We start from the raw sequence: 23,390 nt of genomic DNA on the forward strand, positions 1-23,390 counted from the left end.
GTGTCTTGCCCTGATAACGACTAAAGCACACTCTATAGCCATGGCCGAACCTCTCTGTTCAAAAGATACAAAATAAGCGATGTTCCTGTTTAAAAACCTCTTCTCAAAACCTCTCTCTGTACAACTTACCGTCACCTCGCATAACGGTTTTCACCTCAGACCCGTTGCACAGTTTGCTTCATTGGCCAAATCATTCTCCTGTCAGCTTACTGCGACCTTTAACAACAAAAGTGTCGACACCAAAAGTGTCAATACCTTACTTTCACTCTCTTTGGAGAAAGGCGATACCTTCACGTTGGTTGCTCAAGGGAAAAAGGCAGACGAGGCACTTGAAGCACTGCAGCGTCTTTTTGAAACACTGATGCAAAATGACAAAGAGATCAAACAGAGAGAAAAAGCTGTATACAGTTATGAAGGCTCTGTCATAGAAGGAGAGATCATCTCTGAGGGTATTGCCATTGCCCCTACCTACACCTACCGCACAACAGAGGTACAGCATCAAAGTGAGATGGACTTTAGTACCGCACTTTCTAAAAGTATAGAGGAACTGGAAACACTTTATCGCAACAAAGAAGAGGATGAAAATGCCGCTATCTACCTTGCACAAAAAGAACTCCTTCTCTCTCTAGGTACAGACTGTCACACTTTGAGGGAACTCGAAGAGAAAGTCGAAGAGGGATCCAAAAACCTGATAGGTACAAAACTGGATGCGAAAAAAAGTGATTATCAGGATATACTCCAACGTGTCAAAAAACATTTGGGGCTGGAGATACAAGTCACTTTTCCTGACAGCCCCTTTATACTGCTATGTGAGGACCTGCTCCCCAGCGAAATAGACCATCTGCAGCAGACAAACGTTACAGGAGTGGTCTTGAAAGAGACTTCTATCCACTCTCATACCGCTATTTTGCTCCGTGCTTCGGGTATCTCTTCTCTTATTGCAGATACGCAGAACCTTAGTGAAGGAGAGAGTGTCATACTCGATACACACGCCGGTGTGATCGTTCAAGATCCAAGTGCCAATGATCTGCAAAAAGCAAAAGAACATAGGGGAAAAGATCATGTACAAAAAGTACGTGCTGCTGAAAAACGTTTTGAACCGGCCATCACACAAAAAGGAAGACCTATCAAAGTGTTTGCCAATGCTGCAGATCCAAATACAGCAAAAACGGCAAAAGAGGAAGGTGCCGAAGGGATAGGTCTTTTGCGTTCAGAATTTTTATTCAAGGATGTCAAACCCTCTTTAGAGACACAGCAAAAAGCCTACAAAGAGATCTTTGAACTCTTTGATGATATCACCGTTCGTACACTGGATGTTGGCGGGGACAAATCCCTGCCCTATATAGAGATACCTGCTGAAGAGAACCCTTTTTTAGGAGTACGCGGGGTACGTCTATTCCAGACACATCCCGAACTTCTCGAAGAGCAGTTACATGCGATCTTCCTGGCTGCAGGAGATAAACCTATCAAGATCATGTTCCCTATGATCAGTTCGGTGGAAGAGTTCACGCAAACAAAATCCTTTGCACAGAACGTAGCCCGAAAATACCAGCTTGATATTTCACACCTTCAATTTGGCATCATGATAGAAGTACCCTCAGTACTTTTCTTGCTGGAATCATTCAATGATGTCGTAGATTTCTACTCTATCGGCACCAATGACCTTACACAGTATCTTTTTGCCATAGAGAGAACACATCCTCTGCTCAAAGCGGATGAACTCTCACCGGCACTCTTTTCTGCCATTGAGACCATTCTTCATACCGCAACCAAACCGGTAAGTATCTGTGGTGAGCTGGCGGCAAATAAAGATGCCATACCTCAGCTTTTAAACCTGGGGATGGAGACGCTCAGTGTTTCCCCCAAAAGTATCGCGCAAACAAAAGAGGAGATAAGAGATGTTTAATTTACTTCAACGCATCGGAAAAGCACTGATGACCCCTATTGCAGTACTCCCTGTAGCTGCACTTCTGCTTCGCTTGGGTTTTGGTGATATCTTTGACGGCCAGATAGCCCTCATTATGAAGAGTGCCGGAGATGCGATCTTTTCCCATCTTGATCTTCTTTTTGGTATAGGTATCGCCTATGGATTGGCAAAGAACAATGACGGTGCCGCAGCACTTTCAGGTGCGATAGGTGTACTCATCGCCAAAGCGGTCTATCTCAGCATAGACAAAGAGGTCAATATGGGTGTATTTGTCGGTATCATCATCGGTGTCATAGCCGGTACTCTTTATAACCGTTATCACACCATCAAACTGCCGGAATTTTTAGGCTTCTTTGGGGGAAAACGTTTCATCCCTATTCTCACTGCTGTCTCTGCTATAGGGGTTGGGATCCTTGCAGGGTATTTCTGGCACTTCGCGCAAAGCGGTATCGATGCATTTTCAAATACTATCATTGGATTAAAAGAGACAGGCACATTTATCTACGGCACACTCAACCGTCTTCTCATTCCGCTGGGACTGCACCATATACTCAACTCTGTGTTCTGGTTCCAGCTGGGAGAATACACATACATCAAAGAGGGTGCAGAAGTGGTGGCCAACGGTGATCTGCATCGTTTTTTTGCCGGCGATAAAACCGCGGGTGTCTATATGTCAGGGTTTTATCTCATCATGATGTTCGGTCTGCCTGCAATGGCCTATGCTATCTACCTGAACACCCCAAAAGAGTCACGTAAAAAAGTCGGTGCTATTTTGGCCGGTGTGGCATTTACCTCGTTTCTCACGGGTATCACGGAACCCTTGGAGTTTCTCTTTTTGTTCGTAGCCCCTCTGCTCTTTGTTTTACATGCACTGCTTACCGGTCTGGCACTGTCAGCAGCACAGATGTTAGACATTCACGCAGGATTCGGCTTTTCGGCAGGTTTTATAGATTATGTGATCAACTATAAACTGGCTACAAACCCCCTGCTTATCCTCCCACTGGGAGCAGTGTTCGCTCTTATCTATTTTATCACTTCCTACTACACGATCAAACTCTTTAAACTCAATATCTTTGAAGAGATGATAGAAGAGAAAACGGTCGAATCGGATGAGGAGACAAAAGCATTTATTGCTGCTTTGGGAGGAGAAGAGAATATTATTCATACCGATGCATGTATCACACGATTGCGTATGCAGGTTCATGACAGTTCGCTGCTTAGGGACGATGCCTTGATTCGCTTAGGGGCAAAAGGTGTCATCCGTCCGGATAGACGCAGTGTCCAAGTCGTATTGGGGACGAAAGCAGAGGGTATCGCAGAGAAGATAAAGACATTCTTGCAAAGAGGCTAACTATTGGTTAAGATTGTATTAGCCATATATTAACTTATAAGCATTATACTTATAGAAAAAACCTTCAGGATATATCTATGCGTACAGTTGTCTTGTTTCTCTTCTTTATACTTCTTAGCGGCTGTTCTTTAAACAGACTGTATGTCCCCGGAGAGATCAATAAAGTCACTGTTGTAGAGTATACCCCCTACATGAAACACCACCGTGCGTACTTCACAAGAACAGAATTAGAAACGATCAACGAGGATCAGAAATACCTCTACCTTTATGATAAAAAAAATAAGTACCTTGGCTTCCTGCTTCATCGTAAGAACGAATATATACTTTACAATCTCAGTAAACCCGAACAAGCAGCACTTACACTGCATACCGATCCAAAGACAAACTATACCCATATATTGAAACGTTTGAAACGTCAGGGGTTTACTCCTGTTGATTCTTTATATTCAGTGGGGGTGATCGCATCTGTAGCGCCGAGAAGATACAAGGGTGTAAAAACTCTTTTGGTTGAAGTTCAGGACTATTCACATCTCCAGGAGCTCTACAAAGATGCCATTAGAAGATACCATGCAGATGGGATCGAAAGCATTCAAACAAAGCTGCCAAAACAGCTCATCTATGAGTATTATAGACGCTACGAAAAACGGGCCCGCACACGAAAACAATTAGCACAGTTGCAGATCATCGCTCAAAAGCTACAGATCAAAACACAAGAAGAGATCTACACATATTATTTATATGAGGCACCTCTTGATACATTATCCGCATATCTTTCACAAAAAGAGACAAGAGGTGCACTCTCAAACCACCAATACAGTATGTTAAAAAGAAGAAAAAAATCCTTACAAGAAGAAAAACTCTTCAATGAAGGATCGCTTGAAGATCTCATTGCTGCATACAAAATCAATAAAGACCCAAACTACAAAAAACGTATCCTGCTGCTTATAAAAGAGAAGCAGGAAAATAAATAGGATCTACCAGCTATTTGACAGAGATAACGTTGTAGAGATTTAATTCGATCTTTGTACCTTTATTTTTCTTGCTTTGTATCTTAATAGGTATGGTCAATTCATCACACAGTTTTTTTACAATATGCAACCCTATTCCTATGCCTCTGGCTTGTTCTTTATAGTATCTGTCAAACACTTTGGAAGGATGCTTAATACCTTTTCCTGTATCCTGTATCGTTAAAGTGCTCCCTTGCAATATAATATCGACAGTACCATTGACACTATTGTATTTGCCTGCATTGCTTAAAAGATTATCCAAAATACGTGTAAATGCATCTTTGTTTGTCTCCAAAGTCGTTTTCTCTATAGCCGTTTTATATCTCACATCAGGGTAGAGTACCTCAAAATAGTGTACACGGTCCTGCACCAACTCTTTCAAGGAAAATCTTTCTGATTGTGCCGGAACCCCCTTGAGAAAAATACGCAGGTTATCCTGTAAAGAGAGTATGCTTTGGATATTGTTTTCAAGTCTCTGTATTTTTTGATTCTCCCCTATCTCTCTTTTAAAAAGTTTTAAGTTGATAAGCATAGAACTGATAGGGGTATTGAAATCATGGAGGATATCTTTTACGAACTCTTCATTGATACGAAGTGCTCTTTGCAATGGCATCAGTGAATAGATAGAGAAAAGAAGAGAGACAAATGCAGCAAAGACAGAGTAAAACCAAAATTTTCCATACAGTTTATTGGCCAACTTCTCCACTCTCTGTATATAATTTTCTTTTGAATACATGACCTTCATCAGATACTTTTCTGATGTCGGCACCTTGAAATAGCTATAAAAACCGCCATCTTGATAGAGGATGTTCTCCTCTTTGGTTTCATCCTTATCCACAAAGTCTGTTGTAAGCCCTGCACACTGTAAGGAAAAAGCACAGAGTTTCATCTCTATATGGATCTTGTCTTCTATCTCTACTTTTTTAATTTGATATTCATTCCAAAAATTAATCGCCAGTAAGACTTCTAAAAGTATCAGGAATATCAAAAAACTTTTGAAAAATGATTCTCGCTCATACTTTTTCAATCATATACCCCTTCCCGCGTATATTTTTGATCTCTATGCCTAATTTATTCTTTAATTTTGCAAGATTTACACGTAAGGCATTTGCGGTAGGCTGTTCTAAAAAGTCCATCAGTCTGTAACTCTCTACAATTTTATTTTGCGATGTGATGAGTGCATGAAAAATATTTTGCTGCACATCTCCCAATCCTATGGTCTGTCCTGATTTTTGTAACACTCTAGTCACCGGATTATACGTAATATCATTCAGATAAAGCAGTTCATCCTCTTTTTGGTATTTTCGTTTAATACGTATCAGTAGCTCTTCGGGATCAAAAGGTTTTTTGATATAGTCTTCTGCTCCGATGGCAAAACCTTTGGAAATGGAGTTGATGTCAGTAAGGGCAGTGATGTAGATAGCGGGGGTTTCATCTCCTGCATCTTTGAGTGCTGAGAGCACATCAAAACCATCGACCTCAGGGACATTCACATCTAAAATGTAGAGGTCATACTTGTGGGTGAACGTGAGGTCAAATACTTCAGGTCCACGATGTGCCACATCTATCGTATACCCTTCCAGCTCCAGGAACTCTTTCAGGCTATCGCATAAAATCTGGTCATCTTCAAGTAATAGTATTCTCATAATATTAGAGTATACAACCAGTAATATTAAGAAAATATTATAGAAGATTATTTCTTTTTCTTAGGCATTTTGAGCACAATGAGAAATGCGACCAAGATCAGACCGTAGATCACATAATAATAGATATTGTCATTCATTGGCATTAGTTTACCTCCATAATGATATCTTGGCTTTTTACGATATTCAATCGTTTGTCGATACTTTTCACATCACTCTCCTCGGAGATGATCACAGGCGTGATGATATCTTTAGCATGTTTCCGAATGTAGGAGAGATCAGCACGGATGATGGGGTCCCCTGCATTCACTTCGTCTCCTTCGTTCGCAAGGCGTTCAAAACCTTTGCCCTCAAGTGCCACAGTCTCTAAGCCGATGTGAACCATCACCTCTAGATCTTTTGTACTTTTTATACTATAGGCATGGTTCGTAGAAAATATTTTTGTGATCTTTCCCTCTATCGGTGCTGAAAACACATCAGACATAGGAATGATCGCTACACCGTCACCTACAAGTTTTTGTGAAAAGACATCATCATCCACACTTTCAAGTGCTACGACCTGTCCGTCTACAGGTGACTTTATCTCTCTTACTTTACGTTTTAAAAATCCGAACATTTCTCTACCTTTTATACTTTACTTCACCATTCACTATGGTTGATATGATACTGAAATTTTCATCAAAGATGACTATATCCGCATCATAGCCTTCTCGCAGTTCCCCTTTAGCTATACCCAGTTTGGCCGCGGGTATCTTCGTCGCAGCATTGACGATCTCAACAAGGTCCATAGAGGTGTGTTTCTTCATATTCGACAATGCTTCATTCATCTTCAGTACAGAACCTGCAAGCGTACCGTCGTCAAGTACTGCTTTACCTTCATTGACCTCAACACGCCTGCCCCCCAGATCATAGGTGCCGCACTTCATACATCCTGCCCTCATAGCATCTGTGATAAGTATCAGTTTCTCTTTTTTGACTCTCTGTACCAGTTCCAGTGTGCTCGGGTGGGTATGTACCAGATCTGCGATCATGTCACAGGTCACATCAGAGTCAAATACTGCACCTACGATGCCGGGTTTTCTATGATGATAGGAGTTCATGGCATTAAAGAGATGCGTGGCATGCGAGATACCCCAGGTAAAACTCTCCTGACTCTCTTCATAGCTTGCATCAGAATGCCCGATACTGAGGATGATATGAGGATATGCTTCTGTCAATCGCTTTACAAACTCTTCCGCACCTGCTATTTCAGGTGCCAGTGTGATCATTTTAACTTCGTTCATATAGTTCTCTATCAGTGCCATGTTCGGCGGCTGCACATAGGTTCTATCCTGCGCACCGTGTTTCTCTGCATTGATAAAAGGTCCTTCAAGATGAATGCCGAGCAGAGTTGCACCGCTGACCTTAGCCGCATGCAGTTGTATGTTTTGTAAAGCCTTGTCAATGGCTTCACTTGACATTGTCATCGTCGTAGCCAAGAAAGAGGTGGTCCCTGTTTGAAGCAGGGTTGAAGAGATCGTTTCCAGTGCATCAGGTGTGGCATCCATCACATCTGCACCACCGCTTCCGTGTATATGCAGATCAATAAACCCTGCACTGACATAAGCACCTCTGGCATCGATTATTTCGATACCTGTAAGATCGCTCTCCTCTACGATATTGACGATCTTGTGATCAAATAAAAGCACTTTATCTTCAACAATCTTGTCATCAATCAATAGCTTTGCATTGCGAATAGCTTTCATTGTGTTCTTACCTCACTCTCTTTTGTCGTTCTGTGCTCACATACCACTCCCAAGGCTCTCTTTGAGTGCCCTTTTCAGTACTTTACCCGTTGCATTTTTAGGGAGCCCTTTAATGAGATGTATCTGTTTGGGTATTTTATAATTTGCGAGCTGCTCTCTCATATATTTCTTTAAACCCTCTTGATCAAGCTTCTCTATCCCCTCTTCAAGTTCTATATACGCTACGGGAAGCTCCCCACTCTTCTCATCAGCCATACCGATCACAGCCGAGGCTCCAACCCCCTCAAAACTGTCTATGACCTCTTCTACTTCACGAGGGTAGATATTGATACCTTTTGAGATAATGAGATCTTTTTTTCTATCTACGATAAACAGAAATCCTTCCTCATCCATATATCCTACGTCACCTGTAAGCAGCCACCCGTTAATGATGGTCTCATCTGTTGCTTCAGGGCGGTGCAGGTACCCCTGCATCACATTGTCGCCTTTCACGATGATATCTCCTATCGTGCCGCGGTGTACTTCCTTTAGCTCTTGATCTACGATCTTTATCTCATACCCGTAGAGTGCTGTACCAACGGATCCTGCTTTTTGTTTTTTTAACGTGTTCATACTGACAGCAGGGCTTGCTTCGCTCAACCCATACCCTTCCAGCAATGTTGCCCGTTTAAATTTCTTTGCCATGGCATCCAGTGTTTTAGGGTGCAGGGGTGCAGCCCCTGATATAAAGGCACGTACATTGTTGAACCACATAAAATACCATGGAAGTTTCGCCTTGGCCAACGCATTATAGACATCGGGAATACCAAAAAAGAGCGTGACCCGTTTTAACAGCGTCTGTTTAAAAATATTGGAAAAAGGCTGTATCGATTTGATGATCACAATACTCATACCTACACACAAAGGAAGCATAACGGCAATGGAAAATGTAAAGGAGTGGAACATGGGAAGAAATACGATCCCTCTGTCTCTGGGTGTCACATTGATGTGCTTCATCCCGGAACTTCCGTTTGAAAAAATGTTCTTATGGCTTAGCATCGCCCCTTTGGGTTTACCGGTCGTTCCGGAAGTATAAATGATCACCGCTGTATCTTCCAAGGCGGTATCGGTATGGGCTACAGATACCCCTGTTTTTAACGCTTCATCAAAAGTGTAGTGTTGTTCTCCCGGCGCACTTTTGCCCCCTTCCCAAACAAGTAATTTACACAATTTACTTGCTTTACTGTTATTGACAACCTTCTCATGGAGTGCAGAGGCGACAAGTGTGGAAGCCCCACTGTCCTCTAAAATATACGTCAGCTCCTCTTCTTTTAAAAAGGTGTTGACAGGTACTACAATAGCCCCCAATTTTGAAGCGGCAAAGATCGTATAGATGAACTCAGGAGAGTTACGCAAAAAAAGTGCGATCCTGTCACCCTTTTTTACCCCTTTTCTCGCAAGAAAAGCAGCCAATTTATCTGCTGCTGCTAAGATGTCTTTATAGGTGATCTTCTCCTCATCTACAAACAGTGCAACTTTCTTGCCTCGCTTTTTTGCCTGAAAGGTGATCAGTTCATAAAAGTTTTTAAACCTGTAGTCCATTCTAGTACTCGTACGCTAAACCTTTTACAATTTTCCCCATCCTTTTTCTCCCTCTTTTCACTATGATATATTTATGCTTCGATCAACCCGTACAGTGCATTGATCTCCTGTGCCCAGATCGACTCATCGATCGTCTCCAGGACAAGTGGTATATCATCCATACGCGAGTCATTCATAATGAATTTAAAAGCATCCCATCCGATCTCTCCCTGACCTAGCGAGTCGTGCCTGTCAACCCTTGAACCCAACTTTGGTTTAGAATCATTGATATGCATACCCATAAGATACTCTCTTCCTACGACTTTATCAAAAGTGTTCCATGTTTCATCATAGGTTTCTCTCGTACGGATATCATATCCTGCTGTGAACATATGACAGGTATCGATGCAAACGCCTACACGGCTTTTATCTTCCACCTTATCGATGATATGTGCCAAATGTTCGAACTTATACCCAAGATTGGATCCCTGTCCTGCTGTATTTTCTATAACCAGTTTTACATTGGAATCTTTTGTCGCATCTATGGCTCTATTCAGTGACTCTGCTATCACGTCAAGACATTGCAACTCTGCCTGCATGAGTTTATCATGGTATTCCGGGTCTTTTTTAGGGATCTTTGTCAAATGAGACCCCGGGTGGAAATTAAGCCTGTCAAGCCCCAAAATACGGCAACGTTCCAACTCATCGATAAAGGCATCTCTTGATTTCTCAAGTTTTTCTGCCTCATGGTGTCCCAGATTAATGAGGTAAGAGTCATGCGGTAAAATGTGTTTAGGCAAGATACCCGAAGCCTCGAGATTTTGATGAAATGCATCTATGGTTTTTGTCTCTAAAGGTTTTGCAACCCACTGTCTTTGATTTTTCGTAAAAAGTGCAAATGCTTTGGCCCCTATAGCCATAGCATTCAATGGGGCGTTATCCACGCCACCGCTTGCACTTACATGTGCACCGACAAATTTTGTCATCTTTGTACCTTAATATTGTTTTTTCACTTGTATAAGTATAGAATTGATTGTATCACGGAAAATAATTTGCTTGTTTAAAACACTATAATCGATATTATATTTATCTGTTTTTACGATCTTCTGTGTAAACCCGTCACCCTTCTTTTCCAATCCGGTACCATGAAGCAGAGGCCTCCCTCTAAATATATTTTCCAGTATATCTTCTGGGTACATGGCACTTAAGACCTCTTTGTTGAAAGCATTTTTACTCATACATTCCAACAGACTCATGCAGATTGAGGTCTCGGATATTTCTAGAGAGATGAGTGCCTGCCCGCTGCTATAGATCTCGATCTTCATCTCTTCTTCATTCTCATAGATGAACCCCATATCAGCATATTTGAAGGTAGGTGTTTTAAATATAATGTAGGCAGAATCTTGCTGCACATACTCTTTAGAAGCACAGGCACTCAAAAGCAAACCCATGATAAAAATTGAAATGATTCTTTTAAAATTCATTTTTTTTCCTTATTTTCGACAAATTATACACTATCTTAAGAGATTTTTAAGCGCCCTATCTATATAATGCCATCCACAAGTTACAGATGGCCCCATCGTCTAGCGGTTAGGATCCATGGTTTTCATCCATGTTACCGGAGTTCGAGTCTCCGTGGGGTCACCATTTTTAGCTTGTAACCTATCAACATTATGTGGCCCCATCGTCTAGCGGTTAGGATCCATGGTTTTCATCCATGTTACCGGAGTTCGAGTCTCCGTGGGGTCACCATTCATTCACCCAATACACTGCTATTTTATACAAATCTTACTTCATCAAAATGAGATAAGCCTTAACCTATATCATAACGCTAAATCATCAACACTGTTCAAAGTTTTCTTACGGTTCGCTTCTAAGAATAGGGTTTCAAATGCCTCATCACTCACGGGTTCTGAGAAATAATATCCCTGTAAAATATCGCATTTTTGATCTACAATGAACTGGCGCTGCTCTTCATTTTCGATCCCCTCTGCAACGATCCTTAAGTTGAGGTTTTGAGCTATGGTAAAGATCGTTTGAACAAAACATTTATCTTCCTCGTCCTCAAGATGATGCAATTCAGAGATGAATGATTTGTCGATCTTGATCTCATTGATAGGTAACTGCCGGAGATAACTCAAAGAGGAGTATCCCGTTCCAAAATCATCCATCGAAAAATGAATACCGTAATCCTGAAGGATCTTCATGTTTGTAATCAGTTTTGCTATATCCTCTGCAACGGAAGTCTCTGTAATCTCAAAGACTATTTTTGCGCGTTGTTCTTTTGTAAGATACGTGTCACAAAGATGTTTCACATCGTTAATAAAATGATAATGAAAGAGTTGTCGCATGCTGACGTTAATAGATATCTGTTGTAGAGAAATACCCTTCTCTTCCCACTTTTTAAATGTAAGAAAGGCCTCTTTTAATATGTAGAATCCCAACTCTATAATGAATCCCGTTTTTTCAGAGATCGGTATAAATTCAGTCGGACTGACCTCTCCTAAGGTTTCGTTATCCCAACGTGAAAGGACTTCACAACCGATAATTTCATTCTCAGCATTATACTGTGGCTGGTAGGTCAATGATATTTCGTTCCTTTGAAGCGAGAAGTGCAATAAACGTTCTATCTCAAGTTTCCATTCGACATGTTTTGCAAGTGTGTCATTGAAGAAAATAATGCCGTTTCTTCCCCTTCCTTTAGCCTCATACATAGCGATATCCGCTTCTTTGATAAAGTTACTGGCTTCTATTTTCGGATCACTGATGATACTCACACCGATACTGGCACTGATATATAAATAATGCTCTTCTATATGGTAGCTTTCTCTGATCGATGCCAGCAACTCCTCTGCAAACTGGGATGCATGATGAAGACACTCCAGTTCCGTTGCAAATGTAGTACTGAGAATACAAAACTCATCCCCGCCAAGACGGGATACAAAGTTTTGATGCTTTTTACTAAGTGTACGCATACGGTCCGCTGCTTGACAAAGCAGCATATCCCCGATATCATGGCCCAAAGTATCGTTAATGGTCTTAAAATGATCAAGATCGATCAATAACAGATAAATATGTTTATGATCCTGTTTTTGGCTTTTCATAGCGTCATTCAGGAGTTCGATAAAGTAGCGTCTATTCCCCAGTGTCGTCAAAGCATCATGATACGCCTGGAATTGACTTTTAATAAGATAATTAAAGGTATTGTTCGCAGCATAAAGTAAAACACCGCCCAAAACGATCGTAAAAAAAGCTAGTAGATAACTGTAGAACTCACCTACCAAGATAAAATAGATGGTCAAAGGGAGCATAAGTGTGACCAAAGTAAACACAGCCAACTTTTTTTGAGAGGCTAAAATGGTCGTCGAGACAACAGTAACTCCCAATTGTGTTGCTATGGCCACATAATGTAACTCTGTATCACTGCGTGATGTGTATATCAGAAACATGATAGTCCAAACAGAAAAATAACTGAATAAAAAATATCTCAGTTGCCCAAGCCATTGCTCTTTTTGTTGCATATTAAGATCATTCTCTAAAAAGTTCTTATGCAATCGATATCCCCAAAAAGAGAGTAACAATACCAGAGAAAACCATAAGAGTTCAGGAAGAGAAGAAGAAGAGTAGAGCCATCCGATATAAAGATACCCTATACCGGTTCCTGCAAATAGTGCTATCACCACAAGTATCTGTTTGTGCATAAAATCATAAAAGTGCATATTATCAAGCATGGCATACCTTAAAATAGTTCTGTAAGCGTTGTTCTACTGATTGTGTGACCTGGCGATCTTTTCATCATTCTATACAATAGTGTATCCAAGACCCATAGCTTTCTGGCCCTGTCTCACGACAGGTGTAGCATTTTTACAAAAGTATCATGTATTATAAATCATTTAGATTAAATTAATATGATAATTCTAAACATAATTCATTATATTTACTTATGTTACTTTTAGGGTATCAAAAATGTTTCAATCAATGAATACATAGCCTATTTTAGCATATTTTAGATGGGTTAGAAAAGAGTATGGGGTTTATTGCATGTAGTTTGGTGGAGCATAACGGGATCGAACCGATGACCTCTTCGCTGCCAGCGAAGCGCTCTCCCAGCTGAGCTAATGCCCCAAAGATATAAAAAAGAGGATTCTAGCACAAGATAGATATATTTTACCTATCTTGCAGACTTTTTATGAACGTTCTGTGATTTCAAGCAGATGGTACCCAAATTGTGTTTTCACCGGACCATGTACGACACCAACCTCATCGTTAAAAACGACTCTGTCGAACTCCGGTACCATTTGTCCCTGACCAAATCTTCCCAGATCTCCTCCTCTTGCACCTGAAGGGCAAGTGGAGTTCTGCTTCGCTGCTTCTTCAAAAGTGATCTCACCTGCATTTATCTTCTCTTTGAGTTCCTTACAGAGTGCTTCGTCATTGACCAATATGTGTCTTGCTGATGCTGTTGCCATTGTTGTTTCCTTAAAAACTATTTATTAATCAAGCGAGTCATACGCTACCAACTCACCCTTTTTCAGTCTCGGAAGTATATCTAGTTTTATCTTTTTAAGCAAAAATGGTTTCTTCTCTGTCGCAATCGCTGTATCTCTTGGTATACTCTGCAATTTACCTCTATAATAGATCGTAAGTATTTTTAACAGAGAACTATTGAGCGATTGTTCATCCATTGCTTTTACACTCTCATCAACACTAAGTCCTACCAGTCCGGGGTGCTCGTTTTCACCATTGATAAGTGCTGTAAAAAGGCCTGCATACGTACCAAACATCTCGATATCCATGACACTGAGAACATTATCGATAAGGTTAGGATTTTCAATGAGTGTTTTCAGAATGCATAGCTGCTCAAGATTATCTTTTTTTTGTGTAAAACTTTCTCTTGCCCTAGCTACATTGGTCTCTTTGCCAAAAAGGGAAGGTGCCACACCCACCAGTGTCGCTGCCATAGGGATATACGCATCTTTGATGATCTGGCTGAGTGTATCAAGATACTGTTTCAGGGCGCCAAAAGCGGCTTCTTTTGCTCTGGGATCATTTAAATTATACATAGAAACAATCATCTCCAGTACAAAAGGGATCAACGGTTTGGCATTACGAAGTAACTTCGCTACGGTCTCACTCTGTCCTTTGGCTATGAGGTCAGCAGGATCCTGCCCGTCAGGGAAAAGTACAACCCCGCCGTCAAAACCCGCTACTGACAACATCTGGGCCGCTTTCAGTGCTGCTGCCACACCTGCTTTGTCACCGTCATAGGCAAGGATCACGTTTGGATCTCCTTTGCGCAACAGAGGCAAATGCTCCGTTGTCAATGCGGTCCCCATCCCTGCAACCGCTTCCTTAAAGCCTGCCTGATGGAACATCACGACATCCAAATATCCTTCACACACAATGATCTTTTTGTTCTTATAGATGCTCTCTTTTGCCAAGTGATACCCGTAAAGGAGTCTCGACTTGTTAAAGAGTTTTGTTTGTGGTGAGTTGATATACTTTGCAGGATGATTCGTAATGGTTCTGCCGCCAAACCCAACCAAAGAACCGCTGGTAGAATAGATAGGAAAAGTGATCCTCTCCACCAAACGTGCATAATAGCCGCTGCCGTTTTCATTTTGGGCAAGGATCCCTGCTTCTGCGGCTTTGGGCAGAGGAAGCAACGCCCTTTGCAAAAACTGCATCACTTCCCCTCCGCTTGGTACATACCCTATCTCAAACGTTTCAATGGAGTTTTGGGATATCCCTCTGTCAAGTAGATACTGCATCGCTGTTTCATTATGGTGAAGGTTTTTCACATACCACTGGCCTACGGCTTCAAGCACGCGTTTTGCATCAGAGTAATCCGAGCTTCCTTTTGTATAGCTCAACGAAAAGTTATGCATGGAAGCAAGCTTTTCGATCGCTTCAGGGTAGGAAAGTTTTTCCAACTCCATCACAAATTTAATGCTGTCTCCCCCTACGCCGCAACCAAAACAGTGATAGATCTGTTTACTCGGGCTGACAACAAAAGAGGGAGTTTTTTCTCCATGAAAAGGACAGTTTGCTTTGTAGTTCGCTCCGGCTTTACGCAACTCTATATAGCTGCCGATCACATCTACAATGTCAATACTGTTTTTTAAGGATTCTATTGAGGCATTATCTATCATTCTAAAATTATATCTAATTAGATATAATTTAAGGACGTAAACAGAGTAAAGCGCCTCTAACTGGCTATTGGGACCTTTTCTCCATTGCTTTGTTTCTCTTAAGGATTATTTTGGAACATATATTACCTGCGTATAATGACCCTCTTTTCAGTATTATGCTTATTGTTGTGATCTCTCTTATCATTGCACTCGTTACCTATGGATGGGGGCTGCATAAACAGCAAAAAGAAGAAGGGAACCTGCTCAAGTTCTTGGAAAAGTTCGACACTGCCGAGTGTGCTTTGGAAACAGCGGACATGCCCTTCGAACCGCATATGCTTAAACCGCTTACCATTCTGGCAAAAGCATTTGAAAATGCCGGAGAGTACCATAAAGCGATCAGTATTTATCTTTTCCTTATTAAAAACATTACCCACGATTCGGGAAAAATAGAACTGATGGAACGTCTGGGGAGTACCTATCTTCATGCAGGCTTCCTGGAACGGTCTCAGTCCATCTACACAGAAGTGCTACGTAAGAAACCCCGTAATGTGCAAGCCCTTTATGAATTGGGGATCGTGTATGAGATCATGCAAAAATACGATAAAGCCAAAGAGGTCCTGGAACCTCTCCATGTCTTAGGAGAAGAGACCACATCACTTGAAAAATTTCTGAATCTTTCGGAGCTCCTTGTAAATAAGACCTTAGCCATACCGGAGAAAGTGGAGAGACTCAAACAGTTATTAAACGAGGAGCCAAGTCTCTATAGACACATCATCAAAGCGCTTTTACTGCTTGATACAAAAAGTGCCTGGGAGAGCATTGATCCCGAACGTATCATGGAGATTCTTGACATCCTTTGGTTCTTACCAAATTCACAACTCGATTTAGATATAATCACATCAAATAAACAGCTGCAAACACTTTATTATGCGAAAGGTTATTTACAGAAACCTGCAAAAGAAAGTGGTATTTTCAGTGTAGATATGTTAGCTACTGCAAGAGAAAATGGGTTTGAAGAGGGAGATCTGGTTTTCTCCTTCCTCTGTCAAAAATGTAAACAGAGTTTTCCTGTCTCTTTCAAACGCTGTCCGAATTGTATGGCTATAAATACGGTAAAAGTTGAGGAAAAAATTGCAAAATCAAGCCCGAAAACAGATTACTCTTTACTCTGATGGTTCGAGTCTTGGAAATCCCGGACCCGGCGGTTACGGAGGTATCCTGGAATTCAAGGGCATCCGTAAAGAGTACTTTGGTGGAGATGCACATACCACTAACAACCGCATGGAACTTCAAGCTGTCATAGAGGGGCTGAAGCTTCTTAAAGAGCCTTGTGATGTAGAGATCATCTCTGATAGTTCCTATGTCATCAAAGCCATCAATGAATGGTTGGACGGCTGGGTACGCAAGAACTTTTCCAAAGTAAAGAATGTAGACCTATGGAAAGAGTATCTTGAAATATCGAGTCCGCATAAGATACGCGGTACATGGGTCAGAGGGCACAATGGCCATCCTGAAAATGAACGTTGCGACGAACTGGCCCGTAACGAAGCAGAAAGAATAAAATTAACACTATAGGAGAAATTTATGAATGATTACAGTCAACTGGAAGAGCGACTGAACTATACATTTAAAAATAAGCAATTGATTATTGAGGCTCTGACCCATAAGAGTTACAAAAAGCCTTACAATAATGAGCGGCTTGAATTTTTAGGAGATGCTGTACTCGACCTCATCGTAGGAGAGTATCTTTTTTCAAAATTCCCCAATTCAAATGAAGGTATCCTTTCAAAGATCCGTGCTTCTCTTGTTAATGAAAGCGGTTTTACCCTATTAGCAAGAAGACTCGATCTAGGCTCTTACATCTATCTCTCCTTGGCAGAAGAGAACAACAACGGCCGAAACAAACCGTCATTGCTTTCCAATGCCTTTGAAGCGATCATCGGTGCGATCTACCTTGAAGCGGGTCTAGCTACGGCCAAAGAGATCTCTATCAAACTACTGGAGGAGAGTCATCCAAAAATTGACCTTGACTCACTCTCAAAAGATTACAAAACAGCGTTACAGGAACTCACACAGGCAACCCACGGCGTGACACCAAACTATACGCTTTTAGACTCTTCAGGGCCAGACCACAAAAAAGAGTTCGTGATCGCAGTCACACTCGATGACAAAACCATTGCTACCGCAAAAGGTAAAAGCAAAAAAGAGGCCCAACAGAAAGCAGCAGAACTTGCATTAAAGGAATTAAAAGCATGAATACCTTTGGAAAAAAACTAACCCTTACCACGTTTGGTGAATCCCACGGTAAGGCTCTTGGGTGCATACTTGACGGTGTACCTGCCGGACTTCAGATCGATGAGGCATTTATACAAAGTGAACTCGACAGACGAAAACCCGGCAAATCCAAACTGGAAACAGGACGTAAAGAAGCTGACAAAATGGAGATTCTTTCTGGTACATTCGAAGGGGTGAGTACAGGGACACCTATCGCCATGATCATCTTCAACACCAACCAAAAATCCAAAGATTATGAAAATGTGAAAGACCTCTTTCGTCCAGGACATGCAGATTTTACCTACTTTCACAAATATGGCCTGAGAGACTACCGTGGTGGGGGAAGAAGTTCCGCAAGAGAGACAGCTGCACGTGTAGCAGGCGGTGCCATAGCAAAACTGATGCTCAAAGAACTGGGCATCTCCATACAGAGTGGCCTTTGTGAAGTTGACGGTATCAAAGGTAGTGTACAGGATTTTGAATATGCAAAAACTTCTAAAATGTACGCCCTTGACCCTGCACAGGAAGCTGCACAGGAGGCTGCGATATTGGCAGCAAAAGAGAATCATGACTCTGTAGGTGGCGTGGTCCTTACGACGGCTACGGGTGTGCCTATAGGACTGGGTGAACCACTCTACTACAAGCTCGATGCCATACTTGCAGAAGCAATGATGGGTATCAATGCGGCTAAAGCGGTTGAGATAGGCGATGGTGTTGCCAGTACCCACCTCAAAGGAAGTGAGAACAATGATGAAATCACCCTCGATGGCTTTACTTCGAACCACTCCGGCGGTATGCTAGGGGGCATCTCCAATGGAGATACGATCGTGGTGAAGACACACTTCAAACCGACACCCTCTATCTTTCAAGAGCAACAAACGATCACGACCCACAATGAAGAGGTGAAATGCAACCTCAAAGGGAGACATGACCCATGTGTCGCCATCAGGGGTGCTGTTGTATGTGAAGCGATGATGGCACTGACATTGGCAGATATGGCACTGCTCAACATGGGTAAAAAAATGGACCACCTGACTGCAATTTATCAAGCTTAATGAGAATCCGGTCACACTTTAAAACAGAGTCGGTTCATCCAACCCTTTTACTCTAAACGTTTTACGATGCATCTCGCATCGGTCATATTTGAGCAACGCCTCAATGTGTGCTTTAGTCCCATATCCCTTATGTTTCTCAAAGCCGTATTGAGGATATTTCTTTGCCATCTCTATCATCTCTCTGTCATGTGTCACTTTTGCCAAAATACTTGCTGCACTCACTTCCGCAACTTTCGTATCTGCTTTGACCATTGTGCTGATGTTTTCAATCCCAAAACTACTGTTCCCGTCAAAGAGATACTCAGCTTCAGTCAAATGCCTCTGTATACTTTGTAAACCTGTCTGTAAACATTTAGAGATACCCATCTTATCTACCTCTTTGGCTGAAAATGTGACGATATGATACTCCGAATTTTCGATCACGATCGGATAGAGTGCTTCACGTCTTTTCTCTGTCAGCTTCTTGGAGTCCATCAACCCGTCGATAGGATTTTTCAACACCACTCCGGCTATCACCAATGAACCTGCCAAAGGACCACGGCCAGCTTCATCTATACCGCATAATGGTTTATTGTTCATTATTCAAAAGAGTCAGAAACTCTTTCCCGTAACGTTCAAATTTCACTTCCCCGATACCGTGTACTTCGAGCATAGCCTCTTTGTCTTGCGGGATCTTCATACTTAGGTCTTTTAAGGTTTTGTCTGAAAAAACAATATAAGGCGGAATACCTTTTTCAGAAGCGATCTGTGTACGCAGGTCCCTGAGTTTGTCATAAACTTCCACATCATAGTCATCAAAATAGGTCACTCTCTTTTTGACCTCGGATTTTTGTACAGTCAGTCTCTCTTTTTTGAGTTCTATCTGATGTAAACCTTTGATCACCTCTATGCCAAAAGCTGTCAACCGATAGACCTTGAACTCACCTATCTCAACGGCATTCAACTCCAATAACTTGTCACCGATTGTCAACCATTGTGATTTACTGTACTCTTCGCCTATGCCATAGACAGAAAGCGTATCATGTCCATTTTGCAGTACCCTCTGCTCTTTACTCCCTTTCAATACATCTATCACATAGTGTAAACCAAAATTCTGATCCGTACGCAGGATAGTGGAAAGTAGCATTCGTGCTGCTGTGGTGATGTCTATCTTTTCGCTAGCAGGGGCTGCACAGTTGTCACATTTATCTTCACATGCCTCTATACGGTCATCAAAATAGGCAGCGATACTTTGATGCCTGCAGTTTTCAGAATTGGCAAAACGGACCATGCTGTCGAGCTTGTTGAATGCATGTTGTTTGTAAGGTGTTTCGGGAAGATCTTCTATGAACATTTTTTGTTGTACGATATCCTGCGCCGAAAAGAGCAAAAGTGTTTCAGATGCCAATCCATCCCTTCCTGCACGTCCTATCTCCTGATAATAGTTCTCCAAGGTCTTTGGCATGGTCATATGCACCACAAAACGGATGTTACTCTTGTCGATCCCCATACCAAAAGCAATCGTTGCTACCACGATCTGCACCCTATCGGCCACAAAATCCGCATAGGTACGGTTCTTCTCTTCCGTAGAGAGTCCTGCATGGTATGCTCTGGCCTCTATGCCTTTGTTCTGCAAAAAGTGTGCCACTGCTTCAGTAGACTTCCTTGAAAGTGTATAGATGATCCCCGACTCATCCGTATGGAGTTTCAAGAACTCCATCAACTGTGCCCTGCCATCTTTGATACGGTGTCTGGCATTAATGGTCAAATTGTCACGGAAGAGTGATCCCCTCACACGTTTTGGATCTCGTAATCCCAGGTTGCTGGCGATGTCACTTTCCACCGCATGTGTTGCGGTAGCTGTAAATGCTGCAATAGGTGTGGTGGCGAACTGCTCTTTCAGTAACGACAGACGCCTGTAGTTCTCTCTGAACTCATGCCCCCACTCACTCACACAGTGTGCTTCATCAATGACAAAAAAGTTGATCGGAAGCTGATGCAACAGATTTAAAAAGTACGCATTGGTAAGTCGTTCAGGTGCCACATAAAGCAGTTTTATCTCGCCTGCTCTCAAGCGTGCTTCTATCTGCTGACTCTCCTCGAGATCCTGCATGGAAGAGAGCATCTCTGCAGCGATACCATTTTCCTTCAGTGCGACTACCTGGTCATGCATGAGTGCTAATAATGGTGAAACCACCACGGTAATCCCTTCCATCAAAAGGGTAGGAAGCTGATAGCAGAGCGATTTTCCCCCACCGGTAGGAAGTATCATCAATACATCCTGTTTTGCCAAGATCGCATCTACCACCTCTTCTTGCAAAGGTCTAAAAGCACTGTGTCCGAAATAGTGTTCAAGGGTTTCTAATTTATTCATACAAGAAGTGTAGCCTTTCTAAGCTCAAAGAGAATTATAATATGTCAAATTGTCATGTTTTTAGGAGAATTTGTACCCTACCCCCCAGACAGGATGAAAATAATTCTGTTCATTTTGGGGGTCTATTTTGTTTTTGAGCCGATTAATCGCTACGTTCACCGCATTGTCATTGACACCTTCTCCATCAGATCCCCATACCTCATCACGTAGGAAATCTCTTGTCAATGCTTTATCGATATTTTTCATAAAGGTATGCAATAAATTAAACTCGAGGTTGGTAAGTAAAACACTCTGTCCGTCAACAGTAAGCGCTTTATTTTCCAGATCCATGGTAAGTAATTTATATTTGATACGTTGTTGTTTTTGAAGGGCACCGGAACGCTTAAGGAGTGCTTTGACCCTGAGTGTCAATTCTTTGGGTGAAAAAGGTTTGCTCATATAGTCATCACCTCCTGCTTCAAAGCCTTCTTCAAGCTCAGACTCTTTATCTTTGGCAGAAAGGAATATCACAGGGATATCATAGCCTATCTCTCTAAGGTAGGCGACAAAATGGCTTCCTTCCATTCCAGGAAGGTTACGGTCAACAAGCATAAGAGAAGGGGTTTCCTCCTCTAAGAATTGTTCTACATTTTCAGTCGAGAGAAAACCGGTCACGGTATATCCCTCTTTACTCAAATGATACTCTATAAGTTCTAAGATATCCTCTTCATCTTCGATAACAACTATTTCTATATTTTCATTTTGCATACGCGCATTATAACATACACTGCATCGTTTCTATTTAGAGTTTTCCACCCATCCGTGCAAATATGACACGCTGTGATACACTTTCTAAACGGTCGATGATCTTAAGATTCTTACGTATATGTTTCAAAAGATTAAAATACTCTTCTGCAAGCCCGTCTGCACTGCCTATTTGTTGTATGACATCTTTTTCGAGTAGTGTATAGATATCATCTGTTTTACTGTATTCCACATCAATTCTTGCAGCCAGTGCTTTGACTTGGTCATTGTCATCAAATGTTTGCAACATTTCAATAGTATAATCAAAAGCATTAAGCGTACAACGATTAATACTTAGGGAATCTTGGATCAGTTGTGTCATCTTATCATTTTTTTCCATGAGCATACTTTGCATATTTTTAAGATAGCTGTTGATATTTGTACGAATACGGTTCAAAGCAGACGTAATTTTCAAATAAGAGACCAGTTCTCTCAGATCTCTTGCTTCTGGTGTATATTTTGCAAAGATCAGGACAATATCATTGTCTATCTTCTCTGTCTCTTGACTGATATCTTTCAGTCTGTTTCTCGCTTCTTCCAACTTCACTGCATCAATTGCCTGAAGTGCCTCAAGTCCCTCTTTATTTGCTGTAGCCAGACCTTCCAGTACACTCAATACGTCCGCTCTTACAGCCAGTCTTGCCTCTTGATATCCTGGTAACATATTTTATCCTTTATCCAAATCTTTTTTCTTGCCTTCTTCTTGAAAATGAGTGAAGCCCATCTTCAATTCCTCTCACTAAAGTTTGCCTCTGGCAAGTAGATTTATCCAAATCTACCTGTGATGTAATCTTCTGTCAACTTCTGTGAAGGGTTCAAAAAGATCTTATCCGTTTTGTCATACTCTATCAGATCGCCCAGATACATAAACGCAGTATAATCACTCAAACGACTAGCTTGTTGCATGTTATGTGTCACGATCACCACAGAGACATCTTTTTTCAACTCTGCGATCAACTCTTCGATCGCTCCTGTTGAGATCGGGTCAAGTGCAGAGGTTGGCTCATCAAAAAGTAAGACCTCTGGCTTGAGTGCCACAGCCCTGGCGATACAAAGTCGTTGCTGTTGACCACCACTGAGCCCCAGTGCACTTTTGTTCAATCTATCTTTTGTTTCATTCCAAATAGCAGCATCCTGCAATGCCTTTTCGACACGCTCTTCTATCTCAACCTTATCTTTGACCCCCGAAAGTTTCAACCCATAAGCAACATTATCAAAGATACTCATAGGAAACGGTGTGGGCTTTTGAAAGATCATCCCTACCTGTTGACGCAACTTGATGAAATCATTCTCTTTTTTTAGATCCAAGATGTTTTGTTTTTCATCATGACTGCTATAAAGATTGATCTCCCCTTCATACTTGTTTCCAGGATAGAGATCATGGATACGGTTCATCGCACGCAAAAGTGTCGATTTACCACAACCACTAGGGCCGATCATCGCTGTAATTTTATTTTTCTCTATAGGGAGATTGATCTTCTTTAATGAAGGTTCATCCACACTTGCATAGGTAAAATAAAAATCTTTAATATCCATTATAATGTTATTTTCTGCCATA

General features: G+C 41.6%; 22 protein-coding genes, 3 tRNA genes and 1 riboswitch. Of the genes, 9 read left to right on the forward strand and 16 right to left on the reverse strand.

What is annotated here, in order from left to right; all coding sequences use genetic code 11:
* Window positions 1-79 precede the first annotated feature (79 nt).
* The 3 genes from MN086_RS10040 (at window position 80) to MN086_RS10050 (ending at window position 4,249) form a co-directional block, all read left to right on the forward strand.
* On the forward strand, window positions 80-1,906 hold the full coding sequence (locus tag MN086_RS10040) for an HPr family phosphocarrier protein (RefSeq protein ID WP_248575868.1): 1,827 nt from the start codon (window positions 80-82) through the stop codon (window positions 1,904-1,906).
* The gene (locus MN086_RS10045) at window positions 1,899-3,278 is read left to right on the forward strand and encodes a PTS transporter subunit EIIC (RefSeq protein WP_248575869.1); all 1,380 of its coding nucleotides are present in this window, start codon (window positions 1,899-1,901) and stop codon (window positions 3,276-3,278) included. Before MN086_RS10040 ends, MN086_RS10045 begins: the two co-directional genes overlap by 8 nt.
* A 77-nt stretch (window positions 3,279-3,355) precedes the next feature.
* Complete coding sequence (locus MN086_RS10050; protein WP_248575870.1) at window positions 3,356-4,249, forward strand: hypothetical protein; 894 nt, start codon at window positions 3,356-3,358, stop codon at window positions 4,247-4,249.
* A gap of 10 nt (window positions 4,250-4,259) precedes the next feature.
* On the opposite strand, the gene MN086_RS10055 is transcribed toward MN086_RS10050, so the two are convergent.
* The 7 genes from MN086_RS10055 to MN086_RS10085 form a co-directional block, all read right to left on the reverse strand.
* The gene (locus MN086_RS10055; protein WP_248575871.1) at window positions 4,260-5,312 is read right to left on the reverse strand and encodes a HAMP domain-containing sensor histidine kinase; all 1,053 of its coding nucleotides are present in this window, start codon (window positions 5,310-5,312) and stop codon (window positions 4,260-4,262) included.
* Window positions 5,299-5,931, reverse strand: a complete 633-nt coding sequence (locus tag MN086_RS10060) for a response regulator transcription factor (RefSeq protein ID WP_248575872.1) — start codon at window positions 5,929-5,931, stop codon at window positions 5,299-5,301. Before MN086_RS10060 ends, MN086_RS10055 begins: the two co-directional genes overlap by 14 nt.
* A 142-nt stretch (window positions 5,932-6,073) precedes the next feature.
* On the reverse strand, window positions 6,074-6,544 hold the full coding sequence (locus tag MN086_RS10065) for a PTS glucose transporter subunit IIA (RefSeq protein ID WP_248575873.1): 471 nt from the start codon (window positions 6,542-6,544) through the stop codon (window positions 6,074-6,076).
* A 4-nt stretch (window positions 6,545-6,548) separates the two neighbouring features.
* Complete coding sequence (nagA, locus tag MN086_RS10070) at window positions 6,549-7,673, reverse strand: N-acetylglucosamine-6-phosphate deacetylase (RefSeq protein ID WP_248575874.1); 1,125 nt, start codon at window positions 7,671-7,673, stop codon at window positions 6,549-6,551.
* A gap of 36 nt (window positions 7,674-7,709) precedes the next feature.
* Window positions 7,710-9,254, reverse strand: a complete 1,545-nt coding sequence (locus MN086_RS10075) for a long-chain-fatty-acid--CoA ligase (RefSeq protein ID WP_248575875.1) — start codon at window positions 9,252-9,254, stop codon at window positions 7,710-7,712.
* A 71-nt stretch (window positions 9,255-9,325) separates the two neighbouring features.
* The gene (gene nfo, locus MN086_RS10080; RefSeq protein WP_248575876.1) at window positions 9,326-10,219 is read right to left on the reverse strand and encodes a deoxyribonuclease IV; all 894 of its coding nucleotides are present in this window, start codon (window positions 10,217-10,219) and stop codon (window positions 9,326-9,328) included.
* Window positions 10,220-10,228: 9 nt separating this feature from the next.
* Window positions 10,229-10,717 carry a hypothetical protein gene (locus MN086_RS10085; RefSeq protein ID WP_248575877.1) on the reverse strand — a complete coding sequence of 163 codons (489 nt, stop codon included), beginning with the start codon at window positions 10,715-10,717 and terminating at the stop codon, window positions 10,229-10,231.
* Window positions 10,718-10,805: 88 nt separating this feature from the next.
* Between MN086_RS10085 and MN086_RS10090 the strand changes: the two genes are divergently transcribed.
* Together MN086_RS10090 and MN086_RS10095 are read left to right on the forward strand one after the other, a co-directional pair.
* Window positions 10,806-10,880 (forward strand) — tRNA-Glu (locus MN086_RS10090).
* A gap of 30 nt (window positions 10,881-10,910) precedes the next feature.
* Window positions 10,911-10,985: transfer RNA gene (locus tag MN086_RS10095), tRNA-Glu, on the forward strand.
* 71 nt (window positions 10,986-11,056) lie between these two features.
* Here the strand turns inward: MN086_RS10095 and MN086_RS10100 are convergent.
* The 4 genes from MN086_RS10100 to dnaG all read right to left on the reverse strand — a co-directional run bounded on the left by MN086_RS10100 (window position 11,057) and on the right by dnaG (window position 15,385).
* The gene (locus MN086_RS10100) at window positions 11,057-12,964 is read right to left on the reverse strand and encodes a bifunctional diguanylate cyclase/phosphodiesterase (protein WP_248575878.1); all 1,908 of its coding nucleotides are present in this window, start codon (window positions 12,962-12,964) and stop codon (window positions 11,057-11,059) included.
* A gap of 40 nt (window positions 12,965-13,004) precedes the next feature.
* Window positions 13,005-13,103: riboswitch (cyclic di-GMP riboswitch) on the reverse strand.
* Window positions 13,104-13,282: 179 nt separating this feature from the next.
* Window positions 13,283-13,358, reverse strand: a tRNA-Ala gene (locus tag MN086_RS10105).
* Between the two features lie 62 nt (window positions 13,359-13,420).
* Window positions 13,421-13,702: a peptidylprolyl isomerase gene (locus MN086_RS10110; protein ID WP_248575879.1), complete on the reverse strand. Its 282-nt coding sequence runs from the start codon at window positions 13,700-13,702 to the stop codon at window positions 13,421-13,423.
* 24 nt (window positions 13,703-13,726) lie between these two features.
* On the reverse strand, window positions 13,727-15,385 hold the full coding sequence (gene dnaG, locus MN086_RS10115) for a DNA primase (RefSeq protein ID WP_248575880.1): 1,659 nt from the start codon (window positions 15,383-15,385) through the stop codon (window positions 13,727-13,729).
* Between the two features lie 110 nt (window positions 15,386-15,495).
* Between dnaG and MN086_RS10120 the strand changes: the two genes are divergently transcribed.
* The 4 genes from MN086_RS10120 to aroC are packed head-to-tail and all read left to right on the forward strand — an operon-like array spanning window position 15,496 to window position 18,696.
* Window positions 15,496-16,539: a lipopolysaccharide assembly protein LapB gene (locus tag MN086_RS10120; RefSeq protein ID WP_248575881.1), complete on the forward strand. Its 1,044-nt coding sequence runs from the start codon at window positions 15,496-15,498 to the stop codon at window positions 16,537-16,539.
* The gene (rnhA, locus tag MN086_RS10125) at window positions 16,499-16,942 is read left to right on the forward strand and encodes a ribonuclease HI (protein WP_248575882.1); all 444 of its coding nucleotides are present in this window, start codon (window positions 16,499-16,501) and stop codon (window positions 16,940-16,942) included. The genes MN086_RS10120 and rnhA overlap by 41 nt, the downstream gene beginning before the upstream one ends.
* 9 nt (window positions 16,943-16,951) lie before the next feature.
* Window positions 16,952-17,623: a ribonuclease III gene (gene rnc / locus MN086_RS10130; protein WP_248575883.1), complete on the forward strand. Its 672-nt coding sequence runs from the start codon at window positions 16,952-16,954 to the stop codon at window positions 17,621-17,623.
* Window positions 17,620-18,696 carry a chorismate synthase gene (gene aroC, locus MN086_RS10135; RefSeq protein WP_248575884.1) on the forward strand — a complete coding sequence of 359 codons (1,077 nt, stop codon included), beginning with the start codon at window positions 17,620-17,622 and terminating at the stop codon, window positions 18,694-18,696. The genes rnc and aroC overlap by 4 nt, the downstream gene beginning before the upstream one ends.
* Window positions 18,697-18,714: 18 nt before the next feature.
* Here the strand turns inward: aroC and MN086_RS10140 are convergent, their stop codons facing one another.
* The 5 genes from MN086_RS10140 to pstB all read right to left on the reverse strand — a co-directional run bounded on the left by MN086_RS10140 (window position 18,715) and on the right by pstB (window position 23,389).
* Window positions 18,715-19,275, reverse strand: coding sequence for a ribonuclease HII (locus tag MN086_RS10140; protein WP_248575885.1), 561 nt, complete (start codon window positions 19,273-19,275; stop codon window positions 18,715-18,717).
* The gene (recQ, locus tag MN086_RS10145) at window positions 19,265-21,049 is read right to left on the reverse strand and encodes a DNA helicase RecQ (RefSeq protein ID WP_248575886.1); all 1,785 of its coding nucleotides are present in this window, start codon (window positions 21,047-21,049) and stop codon (window positions 19,265-19,267) included. Before recQ ends, MN086_RS10140 begins: the two co-directional genes overlap by 11 nt.
* 60 nt (window positions 21,050-21,109) lie before the next feature.
* Window positions 21,110-21,796 carry a response regulator transcription factor gene (locus MN086_RS10150; protein WP_248575887.1) on the reverse strand — a complete coding sequence of 229 codons (687 nt, stop codon included), beginning with the start codon at window positions 21,794-21,796 and terminating at the stop codon, window positions 21,110-21,112.
* Window positions 21,797-21,830: 34 nt separating this feature from the next.
* Window positions 21,831-22,496, reverse strand: a complete 666-nt coding sequence (locus MN086_RS10155; protein ID WP_248575888.1) for a PhoU domain-containing protein — start codon at window positions 22,494-22,496, stop codon at window positions 21,831-21,833.
* A gap of 101 nt (window positions 22,497-22,597) precedes the next feature.
* Complete coding sequence (gene pstB / locus MN086_RS10160; RefSeq protein ID WP_248575889.1) at window positions 22,598-23,389, reverse strand: phosphate ABC transporter ATP-binding protein PstB; 792 nt, start codon at window positions 23,387-23,389, stop codon at window positions 22,598-22,600.
* Between the last annotated feature and the right edge of the window lies 1 nt (window position 23,390).

It is taken from the genome of Sulfurovum sp. XGS-02 (assembly GCF_023213175.1).
GTDB lineage: Bacteria > Campylobacterota > Campylobacteria > Campylobacterales > Sulfurovaceae > Sulfurovum.